7 protein-coding genes are annotated in these 11470 nt (G+C 64.7%); 4 read left to right on the forward strand and 3 right to left on the reverse strand.

What is annotated here, in order from left to right:
• The first annotated feature begins 450 nt into the window (after positions 1 to 450).
• Complete coding sequence (locus ADL25_RS03430; RefSeq protein ID WP_059126110.1) at positions 451 to 1278, forward strand: isocitrate lyase/PEP mutase family protein; 828 nt, start codon at positions 451 to 453, stop codon at positions 1276 to 1278.
• Positions 1279 to 1866: 588 nt separating this feature from the next.
• On the opposite strand, the gene ADL25_RS03440 is transcribed toward ADL25_RS03430, so the two are convergent.
• A complete protein-coding gene (locus ADL25_RS03440; RefSeq protein WP_059126112.1) occupies positions 1867 to 2181 on the reverse strand; it encodes a Dyp-type peroxidase domain-containing protein in 315 nt (104 codons plus the stop codon).
• Between the two features lie 474 nt (positions 2182 to 2655).
• Between ADL25_RS03440 and ADL25_RS03445 the strand changes: the two genes are divergently transcribed.
• The gene (locus tag ADL25_RS03445; protein WP_059126113.1) at positions 2656 to 3951 is read left to right on the forward strand and encodes an MFS transporter; all 1296 of its coding nucleotides are present in this window, start codon (positions 2656 to 2658) and stop codon (positions 3949 to 3951) included.
• Between the two features lie 464 nt (positions 3952 to 4415).
• On the opposite strand, the gene ADL25_RS03450 is transcribed toward ADL25_RS03445, so the two are convergent.
• On the reverse strand, positions 4416 to 5450 hold the full coding sequence (locus tag ADL25_RS03450; protein ID WP_079050147.1) for an NADPH:quinone oxidoreductase family protein: 1035 nt from the start codon (positions 5448 to 5450) through the stop codon (positions 4416 to 4418).
• A 1127-nt stretch (positions 5451 to 6577) separates the two neighbouring features.
• On the opposite strand from ADL25_RS03450, the gene ADL25_RS03455 reads away from it, so the two are divergent.
• On the forward strand, positions 6578 to 7570 hold the full coding sequence (locus ADL25_RS03455; protein WP_234380411.1) for an AfsR/SARP family transcriptional regulator: 993 nt from the start codon (positions 6578 to 6580) through the stop codon (positions 7568 to 7570).
• A gap of 378 nt (positions 7571 to 7948) precedes the next feature.
• Here ADL25_RS03455 and ADL25_RS03460 read toward each other — a convergent pair whose 3' ends face one another.
• The gene (locus ADL25_RS03460) at positions 7949 to 9172 is read right to left on the reverse strand and encodes a hypothetical protein (protein ID WP_159044868.1); all 1224 of its coding nucleotides are present in this window, start codon (positions 9170 to 9172) and stop codon (positions 7949 to 7951) included.
• Between the two features lie 1306 nt (positions 9173 to 10478).
• On the opposite strand from ADL25_RS03460, the gene ADL25_RS03465 reads away from it, so the two are divergent.
• Entirely contained in the window at positions 10479 to 11345 is an 867-nt protein-coding gene (locus ADL25_RS03465; RefSeq protein WP_059126116.1) for an IS3 family transposase, read from the forward strand.
• The last annotated feature ends 125 nt before the right edge of the window (positions 11346 to 11470 follow it).

Raw genomic sequence — 11470 nt, forward strand, 5'->3', positions numbered from 1 at the left:
CCCCTCCACAGACAACATCCTGGACGCCTTCGCCAGCGACGAAGACCCCACACTCGACGTCCGCACCTCCATAGCCCGCTCCTACCACCGACTCGACCCCAAGACCCCCGCACCGATCAGGTTGACACCCGGCACCCGGGCTACTGCGATCGCGTTGGGATAAGGTCCACGCCGTTGCTTGGTCTCGTAACGCGCTGACCGGGGCACGGCCTGTGGAACGGTCACAAGGTTGTTGGTAAGACGACCCAGCGGATCGGCGCTAATCAACGAGACGATGGCAGCATCCGCTGTGCATTCTTGCGTTCCGGCATTGCGTGATGCACCATTCGGCCCAGATGTCTGGCCTGAACCGGCCCGGCGTCAGTCCCCTGAGTCAGATAAACAGCCCGGCGCCTCCATCGGCTCCCACGCTTCCGACGGATCGCACACCGTCAGAAAAGACGAATCTACATGTCTGACACGGCAGCCCAGGCCTGCTACGAACAGTTCGCCGAACTCCACCGTGGCCCCGATACGTTCATCATGCCCAACGTGTGGGACGGTCCTTCAGCCTTGCTCTTCAAGGAGGCTGGATTCAAGTCCATTGCGACCTCTTCGGCGACTCTCGCTGCCATGCTGGGCCGGATCGACGGTATCCACGCCGTCAGCCGCGACGAACACCTGGACCATGCAGTCCTGCTTGCCTCAGTGAGCGGCCTACCGATCAACGGTGACTTTGAGGACGGTTACGGCAAGACTCCCGAAGACGTCCGGGCCACTGTCGACGCTGCCATTGCCCGAGGGCTCGCCGGCATCGGCATCGAGGACACAACCGGTGACCCCTCGAACCCGATTCGTGACTTCGATGATGCCGTTCGTCGCATCGAGGCAGCAGCCTCCGCAGCACACGGACAAATCGTCCTGACCGGCCGAACGGACAACCTCCTGTGGGGGGTTTCCGATATTGATGACACCATTCGCCGCCTTACCGCCTACGCGGAGGCAGGAGCTGACGTCCTCTACGCCCCGTCCCTGCCAGACATGGCTTCTATTAGAGCAGTTGTCAGGGCCGTCGCCCCCAAACCGGTCAACATCCTCGTCGACCCAGCGGAGGGCTCACCGCCTACGCTCACTGAACTCCAGGCGATCGGCGTCCGTCGGATCAGCCTCGGAGTCGCAGGCTACACACATGCCCTCGGGGCTACGCGTGAGGCCGCCGTGAAGCTTGCCAAGGGAGACCTGGCAGCCACCGCATCGAACCTCAACTTCGGTCACATCATCGAACTCATCCAGGGTTGACAGCGAGAGTTGTTGTGTCCGCCTGGAGGTCTCTCCCCTCGGAGCTCACTGGCGCTTCAGCTGCCCAGTACGGGATTCGTCGACCATCCGGGCGGAGCACAACGCGGTTGATGTCGGGGTATTTATGCCTCCGCCGTCTTTCGCTCGAGCCCTTGAGACGGTTCTCCAGCTGACAGCTGGAGTCGTTGACGAGCGGCTAGTCGGAGACCTTTCGAGCCTTGGTGTGCCCACGCGACGGCATGCTGCTTGAACGTACACACCGTAGCTCCTGCACCAAGTTCATCCAGGCGGCTGCCGAGACGGGCGCGGGCGCCATGTCCCGGTGCAGATTGTTCATTTCACGATGTTCCTGTTCGGATCTCCGATGTCCAGACCCCATCGCCGGTGCTGCCTGTGGGAGGGCCGATACGGTTGCAGGTCGGACAGGTCGTCAAGGAAACCGACGAGCGGCGTGAAGAACAGGGAGCCCGTGACCGCGGTGGAGGAGCCAAGGATGCGGTCACGGCTGCGGTGTCCGTGCCGAGGCACCTGTTGCACAACCTCTGCTCGGCGACCTCCGGCGTACGCGAATAACCGATGAACTACGCGCTACTCACCCTGCCCCGCACTGCCGAACGACAGGTTGTCCCGCAGGATTTGGAGCTTCCAGCTGTCCCCGTCGAGCACGGTGTTCAAGGAGACGTGCCAGGTGGGCTCATCCAGCTCGACCTTGGTCGCCGTGCGCCGGTCGATGGCCTTCTCCCGCGCCTCCACGCACAGCGCGTCGCACCCCTGGAGGCCGTGCAGGTACTTTTGCACGATCGCATGGCTACTGCTCGCGAAGTCTGCGCCCTTCTCGCCGCCGACGACCACAGTGGCCCGCTCGGCGTCCTCAGGGGTCTCCAAGCTGTCGACCAACTCCACTGTAGGTAGCCCTCCTTAACAGGTCATGCGCAGCGGCTGGGGCCCCAGCCGCGTCGACAACAGAAGACCAGGACGCCTTCACATCCGAGTTACTCGGTGAGGGGATCTACCCCGAGGAGGCCGTCGTGGCAGACAACATCACGAACAAGCGAACTATCCTCCCCGCACCATGGCCGTCGAGGAATGTCCAAGGCCGGTCCCGAGGTAAGAAACCGTGGACGCCCGACGCGAAGGTCCATAGGAAGCCTATGACCACCTCACCCGAGACGTAGGTACTTCAGAGCACCACAAGGCCCCCTCCAACGACCTGCGCTGGGTGGTGGATGGGAGAGATCATCGGCCTCGGGTTCTCGAATCTGCGAAGCAGAATTGCTTCTTCCGCCTGACATTGTGGCGGGACGGGCCTGATGGCCGCGATGACTCGAGACAGGTGCGCTTCGGACGGTGGTCACCAGCGATGAGCGAGGGGAACGCATGACCGAAACCGAGAAGGGGGCGCCGACACACCGTGCACCGCAGGTGCGCGTGGTCACCGCGTCGTCGTGCGCCGCGGCCGTCCCGACCCAACCGGTAGTCACCCGCACCACCGCCACAGTCGCGGAGCCCGGCAGCCGGCGGAGCTGGGCGTCCGTCGGTGCCGTCGCGCTCGGCGCGTTCGTCGTCGTCATGACGGAGACGATGCCTGTAGGGCTGCTGCCGCAAATCGCCGAGGGACTGCACATCTCGCTCGGTCTCGCAGGGCTGATGGTGCTCGTGCCGGGTTTCAGCGCCGCAGTGTCGGCGCCACTGTTCTTCCTCGGCTCCGGCCGCTTCAACCGACGCCCGGTCATCATCGTCCTAGGCCTGACGGTGCTGGTGTCGAACACAGTCGTTGCGGTGGCACCGAACTTCGCCCTGGTGCTGATTGCCCGTATGCTCCTCGGCGCCACCATCGGCGCTTTCTGGACGGTGGTCTCACCGGTCGGGCCTAAGCTTGTGGGGCCGGCCGGCGGTACTCGCGCGATCACCATCATCGCGGCGGGTATTTCCGGTGGGACGGTGGTGGGGCTGCCCGCCGGTCAGCTCCTCGGCGATCTCGTCGGCTGGCGTCTCTCTTTTGCCGCTGCAGCGGCCGCCACACTACTTGTCGTGGTTGCTCAGATGATCCTGCTGCCGAGTATTCCGCCGCAGGAGGGTACGCACGTGCGTGATCTCGTGAGAACCGTGAAGCGGCGGGCAGTCCAGTTTGGGATGGCGGCAGGCGCAGTCGCGTTCATCGGCCAGTTCGCCGCCTGGACATACATCACCCCGTTCCTGATGGACTACACCCATCTGTCCAGCGGCGCGGTCACTCTGCTGTTCGTCATCTACGGCTGCGGTGGCATCCTCGGCTCACTTGTCGCCGGATCGCTATTCAAGCGCGGAGTGATCGGTAGCTTCGTCGGATCGGCGACGGTGGTAGCGGTACTGCTGATCGGGCTGGCGAGCGCGGGTACCCTGGCCTGGCTGGCTGTCCTGTTGCTCGCGTTGTGGGGCCTGGTCTGGGGAATCGTGAACCCGGCAACGCTGGTCTGGTTGCTCGATGCCGCTCCGCAGGACCAGGAAGCCGTGTCGGCCGTGAATGTGACAAACCTGCAGATAGCTCTGGCACTGGGGTCCGCGCTCGGCGCGATCCTCGTGTCATCGACAACCTTGCAGGCAGTGTTCCTCACTGCGGGCTTCACCATCCTTGCCTCCGCAGTGCTCGCCGGGATAGCGGGTCGGTTCGTGACACTGCGCCGAAGGCAATGAGGAGATCGGAGCTTGTGTCGGTGCGGTGTTCCGGCCTGCGACAAGATCGGAGCACAGCTCCACTTCGTCCCAAACACGGACCACCGCGTCGAACCCGACCGCTCTTGACGCCGTCGTGATCTGATGAGTACTACCGTCGAGCTGCGCTGCATGGAAGCTCAAGCCGGTCCGGAGGACGGGGCGGCCGCAGTCTTCTCGGCCCTCAGAACGGCCGTGTGCCGGCCACCTACTCCCAAACCCGACACTCCCTTCCGCCCCTGCTTCGCCGACCCTGGGGCCGACAGCCGTGATGGTGCTCGTCTACGCGCCCGAGGAGGAGAAGCCCGCAGAGGCCTTCTTCGACGAGACGCAGACGCTGCCGTTCGCCGTCCTGCAGCACTTCGTGGCAACTGTCCCCTCACGACTGTCCAAGCACCGGATCGTAGATCAGCGGTTCCGGAAGCAGGTAACACCCTGGGCCGACATCACGAGCTTGAGTCCAGTACCCGCACCACGGACTTCCCTGGCCTCGGGGCACTCTGTTCGGCAATCATCCGAGGCACCTCGTCAAAGCCGTACACCTGGCCCACCGGTGTCGTGATCGCACCCTTCTCCACCAGATCGGCCAGACGGCTCCATACGGCGGCTTCCGCCTCCGGGTCGGCATGCGGAATCGCCAGCACACCGACTGCCGAGTAGTTCCGTAGCATCATGTCCATCGGATTGAGTGCGACGGGTGCGCCACTCGCAAGGCCGACCACGGCGATACGCCCGTTACGTGCCAGGCTCTTCACGACTGTGGTCGCTGTGTCGCCTCCGACGGGATCGTAGATCAAGTCCACGCCGCGTCCGCCCGTGATCTCAGCGATCCGGGCCGTCAGATCGTCCGTTCGATGGTTTAGAACATGGTCCGCGCCGAACCGCGCGCAGAATTCCGCCTTCTCCCGGCTCCCCGCGACGGCGATCACCATCGCGCCCAGAGCCTTGCCGAGTTGAAGAGCAGTAGCGCCGCTGCTGCCCGCGGCACCGAGAATGAGAAGCGTCTGCCCGGCTTGCACAGGAGCGCGTTCAACAAGCCCCGCATAAGCAGTACGGAAGCCGATGGGGAACCCGCCAGCCTGTTCGTCTGCCATCCCTTCGGGAATCAGGATCGCAGAATGCTCGCGGACGTAGGCGTAGTCGGCGTACCCACCCCACCCTTCCAGGAACCCGGTAATGCCCATGACCTGGTCACCTACCGAGAACCGCGAGTCCGGTGGTACAGCGACGACCTCTCCGGCGGCTTCTTCGCCCAGGCCGAAGGGAGGAGCGCCAAGCAGTGGGAAACGGCCGCCTGTCATCATCAGGTCCGGGAATCCGGCACCCGCGGTCCGTACGCGGATGAGTATCTGTCCGGACGACGGCTCAGCCCAGCTCATCTCCTGTAGCTCCGCTGCATTCTGCGGCTCGCCGAACCTCACCACACGCCATGCACGCCCGGAGAACATATCGCCCCAATCCTGATAGTTTCTTTTGATCATATGTTGTAGGTGATCGTCGCACTCGGTGAGGTGTGCGTCGGCGACCAGATCTGGCCGCCCCACCCAAGTCGAGGTTCTCAGCCACTGGAGCCTTCTCGGCAACGTGATGATTGCGTTGCGTGGTCGCCGGTGTGCATGCAGGAGCGGCTTGGAGCCAGATCGACGTGAAGCCCCTGACGAGAATGGGTTTGCCAAGGTCACGATCCGTGCGACCGGGGGTCGTATCGGCTGGCTATGGCACCGCAGCCACACTGGGGTCTACCGCGTGGCTGGTACTGCAATGGTACTTGTTCTGGCTGCTGGGCAGCTCAGCGTTGGCTGGAATTGGCTTTTGCGGCTGTGGTCCCGGCGCACGAGCAGATGCGCATCACTCTCATCGCCGAAGACATCCGAAAGCTGAGCCGGGCGCTGTCCGCACTCAAGCGGGAGCACTCTGTGGCGCGACCGGCAGAAGGCTGAGAAGCCCGCGAGTATCAGTCCAACGGTGATGGGCTCTTGCCCTGCCTGCACCGCACCTCAAGAAGCTGATGACCAGGGTGCCTTCGCAGACCAACAACAGCCCGTCCGGGCGTACGACTCTCCAACATGAGCTGCCCCCAGTTTCGTAGGTTTGTGTCTTTTCACGTGACGTTCGAGGTAGCCGGGGCTCGAGCTGGCCCCGGCCGTGAGCACTCACTGCGGCCGCCCGCGCCAACAGGCCCGGAGCGGGGGTCTTCGCTCTTCTGGCGCGCAGAGGCGTTCCGCAACCGCATGGCTGCATGAAGCGGGTGCACCCTCGTAATCGCCCCGACCCTCGCGCAAGTCGCGCCGGCCGGGTCACCGCCGCATCCGCCCTCGATCGGGGTTCGGTCTTCACTTTGCCGCTACCGGCAACTGGTCTCGAAGGCTCGCCCCTCAGGTACCGATCGGCAAGATCAATATGGGCATACTGCTCAAAGTGACAGTTAAATTGCTTATGGTGCGTACTGACTCGGACCGTGTCCGCTGCTCTGCGGTGAGGCAGCCCTGCGTGACGAGGTTCGCGTGGACTCTATGCTGGCCCGTAGCCGAACCCCTTCAAATCGGGTGCTTCGGAACTGCATGTCGTCACAGTTGGTACGGAAAATCCTGTATGTACACGTTTCGCCGTGCTCGGCCCGGTCAGAGCCTGGCGCGACGACACAGAACTGGTGCTGGGACCGCCCAAACAGCGTGCCCTCCTCGCATTGCTGCTGACCGAGGCCGGGCATCCCCTCGCCGTCCACGAGATCGTTGATGCCCTGCGGGGACTTGATCCGCCGGACACTGCGGTCAACGTAGTCCAGCGGCACATCGGCGCACTGCGCCGACTGCTCGAACCCGATCTCCCGGCGAGGGGTGAGTCACGGTGGCTGGTGCGTGGCTCGGGCGGCTACCGACTGGAAGTAGAGCCTGACGGACTTGACCTGCTTCGCTTCCGAGCCCTGCGGCAGGAGGCGGAGCGTGCTGCGCACGGCGGGGATCCGGCCGCTGCCACCGAGTACTTGATCGAAGCTCTGGCCCTGTGGCGCGGGCCCGCGGCCTCCGGGATCGCGCCGGAGGTGAGGTCTTACCCTGCCTTCACCGCCCTCGACGGCGAACATCTGACCGCCGTCAAGGAGGCGGCCGAACTGGCCTTGGAGGCCGGACCGGGCCTGGGTGCGCGAATCCTGGTGACGCTCCGGCAGGCCGCTGCACAGCATCCGTTGGACGAGGCGCTGCAGGCCAGGCTGATCCTGATGCTCGCAGCCACCGGGCATCAGGCCGAGGCCATGGACGTTCATCGGTCGGTGCGTACGAGACTCGGTGAGGAACTGGGGGTGCAGCCGGGACCTGAACTGCAGGCCGCTCACCAGCGTGTGCTGGGTCGCGCCTATGCCCTGCGAGCCGGTAAGCAGGTCGCAAGCGGGGAGTCCACCGATCCTGACCAGAGTGGGGGAGGGGCGGCCGATGCCGCGAAGGCGCAGCCGAACACCGTCGTCATGGTGCGGCCTGCACAACTGCCCGTGGCTCTACGCGCCTTCACCGGTAGGCGCCATGAACTCGCCCACGTCGAAAAGCTGTTGCCCGCGCTCGAAGGGCCAGTGTCCACGGTAGTGATCGGCGGCATGGCGGGGGGGTAAGACGACGCTGGCGGTCCACTGGGCACACATGGTCGCCAACCGCTTCCCCGATGGGCAGCTCTACGTCAATCTGCGATCGTCCGGCGCTGTTGAACAGTCCTGGTGACCTCCTCGCCGTGTCGAGCCAGAGCGGCAGGGCGGAAACTGGTGCTCTGGAGTCGCCCCTGCACGAGAGGTCCCCTTTGACTCAGACGATCGACTTGATGGTCGTGCCCGCGTACCGGAGCGTCTCTCCGGCTGCCACCGCGCACACGAGTGCTGCGCGTTGCTACAGGGAGCCACGGGGGTGCGGCGCCTGCTGCACTGTGATGGCTTTGGAAAGCGGAGACGGCCCGAGCCGCGCGTGCGGCTCGGGCCTTCGTGTGGGTGCTGGTGAGGTCAGCTACCGAGGGAGGATCCCATCATGTCCTTGAGGGCGCTGGGGTCAAACGGGATCGCGCCGGCGGGCGCGGTCGTGTTGACGGCCTTGTTCTTGAACGTCAGCGCGATGGGGAGGTGCTGGCCCTTGCTGGCGTCAAACTGGGCCAGGTCTATCGAGATGGCGTTCAGGGTGCCACCGTCCGCGTTCAGCTTGATGGTCATCTTCGCGGGGGTGGTCGGCACGCTTGTGGGCGCCTCGGTGGGCAGCTTGCCGCCGATGCCGGGGACGTCCTTGAGGACGGGGAATACCTGCTTCTGGATGTCAGTGATCAGGGTGCGGGCGTTCGCCGTGATCTCGATAGTGTCGACCCCGTGGCTGGTGCCCTTGTCCTTGATGGTCGTGTCCTTAACGAAGATCTTGGACAGGGTGTCGGTGATCTTGTGCCGCTGGGCAGCGTTCAGGGAAGGCTTCGGGCTGGGCTTGGTGTCGCCGCCCATCTGCTTGGACAGGTTGGCGAACTGGGCGGGGTCGATCGAAACCCAGCCGCCCTTAAGGAGCCGCTTGAACGGCTCCAGGTAGCGCGGGAGGGAGTTGGCCTGCGCCTGCATCATCCGGGCTTCGTCGATGCTCTTCGTGTCGCCGCTGAGCTTGGCCAGGGCCATCACGTTCACCTTCACGTACGCCTTCCCGGCGACGGAGCGGTACTCGAGCACGTTGGCGTGCGCGCCGTTGTGGACGGCGAGATCCATGTCGAGGCTCGGGTCCAGTTTGCCGGTGGAGGTGTTGCTCGCATCGAGGGCGTCCTTCAGCGGCTTGTCGGACCGCAGCGCCACGGTCACGCCGAGGCCGGAGATCTCGCTGGCCTGAGCCTTGCTCATCTTGTGGTCGCTGCCCGGGTCGGCCGCGTCAAGGGCGATGAGCTGGCTGGGGCTTGCGGCCAGGCGGAAGTCGATGGTGGCTTCGTGGCTGTTGTTCAGGTGATCGAACGCGTCGTGCACCTTCTGCGCGGCCGACGCCTCGTGGAAGGCACCACAGGCGGTGGTTGCCATCAGGCTGGCGGCCAGGATGGCGAGGGCGGGACGTGCACGCATGTGAGGCTCCTTGTGGGTGCGTAGGCGCGTTTGACGGCGCGCGCGTCGTTCTTCCGGTTCGTTGTCGGTACCGGGCGAGGGCAGCGCGTCGCGAAACGCGCTGCTTATCTTTGCCGGTGATCCACTGTTGGGGCCAATCAGTTTTTCCAAGTACGTGCCTTACTGAGTCCCTGTCAGCGTGGTGGCGTCATGTGGTCACAGACAGGTCTGGCCGTGACGCCTTCCGGGTTGGCTGCGCACCTTGCGTGTACTTGCAGACGGATGGCCGACGATTTTTGTGGAATCGTCAGCCATCGAGTAGCGCGCGCGCTGGGCTGGTTCAGTAGGTGCCGGTGAGCGCCTCGGATGGGAGCGCGGCAAACAGGTGCTGGGGAGCGCCTCCTCAGCGGAGACCAGAATCCACTCGCAATCGTGCGCAAAATACCCAGTACCGGATCGGTTCATCGGCGGTGCTGGGGTCCGCGTTGGTGATCCTTGTCCCGGAGTGACGGAATGCGCGGACGGAAAGCCGGAAGTCTTGCGTCTGGCGAGTCGATGGCATGTCGAGCGGCCCCGATCGGCAAGGCTGCAAGCGCCCCGCCGGACTGGTGGAACGCAATTTCGAGGCCACATCGTCCACCAAGACTCGATCGGCTAACTTGCCTCGCTGTGCTGGTTGGCGCGGCACCAAGAGTCGACCCCGAGATTCCTTAAAGTGGCTGGTGTCGTTCCGATCTTGGAGGGTGTTGGTCGAACGGGATCTAGATCGGGTGACTTCGGCGGGGGCCGCGCATGAGAACGAGAACACCGCGTCATCCGAGGGTGCGCGGTCCGTCCCGCGCGCCCGCCGCGTCCATCGTGGAAATGGCGTGCGGTCGCCAGGAGCACGGTGGTAGACGGTGCGGGAAAGGCTCTGGATTTCCCCGATCTGCTGCAGCCGATCGACGAGCGGTCGAACCGCCTTCCGCGCCGTGGTCCTGTCCGCGGCCGGGCCTCTGAGTGCAGGCGCCGACCTGTCCCGAGCGGACGTTGCTGGATCTGGTGCAGCACCTGGGTGAGGTGCACCGTTTCTGGGCCACAGATGTCAACGCCGGCACGGCTGCCGTTCACCCCGGCCGAGTCCACGTCGGAGGGAAGTCGAGGCTGCGCTTCGGGAGCGCGAGGCCCTGCATGCCGAACGCATTGCGCGAGTTCGCCCCGAATCGCGTTGCAGGACGTGGTGGGGTGACTCATAGTCGCCCCAGACCGCCGGTGCTGCCGCCGGGCACCAGGTTCAAGGCGTCGCGGCGCGCCTACCTTGCCCCTTCGCTTCGCCGGCGGGTCGTCGTGGGACAAGGCCCGTCGACTGCCGGAGCCATCCGCGCATCATGAAGACCTGCGCACTCTCGCCTACCAGCTGATAGACGCCGCAGGTCTGTCTGCCCCTCACGCCGCCACTCGATCAACACCGTCTGGCTGAAGCTGGCCGAGTCCTCCCTTGAGGCACGACTGCAAGATCGCCCCTTCCACCTACTACGCCTACAGGAAGCGCCTCGCAACCCCCTCCGCCCGTGCCGTGCGCGACACGGAGCTCAAAGAACGGATCCAGAAGGTCTACACGTCCAACTACCGTGTCTACGGAGCCCGGAGGATCTGGCGCGAGCTGAACCGGCAGGGTCACGAAGTGGCCCGCTGCACCGCTGAGCGCCTCATGCGCGAGCTCTGCATCCAGGGCGCGGTGCACGGCAAGCGCGTCATCACCACGATCCCCGGCGGACAGGCCGAGCGGGCCCCCGATCTCGTCGACCGCGACTTCGTCGCCGACGCTCCGAACCGCTGCTGGGTCGCGGACTTCACCCATGTCAAGACATGGTCCGCGACCGTCTACGTCGCGTTCGTCGTGGACACTTTCTCCCGCAGGATCGTCGGTTGGTCGGCGGCCACCGTGAAGGAGACCGTGTTTGTCCTGGACGCGCTGGAAATGGCACTCTGGCAACGCGACCGCGACCAACGCCCGGTCCGGTCAGGCGAGTTGATTCATCACTCGGACGCCGGGTCGCAGTACACATCCTTCAAGCTCGCCGAGCATCTGGACGCCGCCGGCATCGCCGCCTCCATCGGTTCGGTCGGGGACGCGTACGACAACGCCCTGATGGAGTCGACAATCGGCCTGTACAAGACCGAGTTGATCAAACCCCAGCGCCTCTGGAAAACGCTCTCCCAGGTCGAGCTGGCCACCGCCGAGTACGTCGACTGGTACAACCACCGCCGACTCCACGGCGAGATAGGCCACGTCCCACCCGTCGAGTACGAAGCCAACTACTACACCGAATCCACGAAACCCCAGGTCACAACCACAGTCTGAGATCTCTACGGAACCCGGGGCGGTTCATGCTGTCGGGCTAGCGTCTTTGCGTGGTTACAGGGAGCAGGTCCGTGCTGGTCGATGTACGGAAGTATGACGGGAGTCTGACTGGCCAGTGGACTGCT

The organism is Streptomyces sp. NRRL F-5122, from assembly GCF_001507435.1.
Taxonomy (GTDB): Bacteria; Actinomycetota; Actinomycetes; order Streptomycetales; family Streptomycetaceae; genus Streptomyces; species Streptomyces lannensis.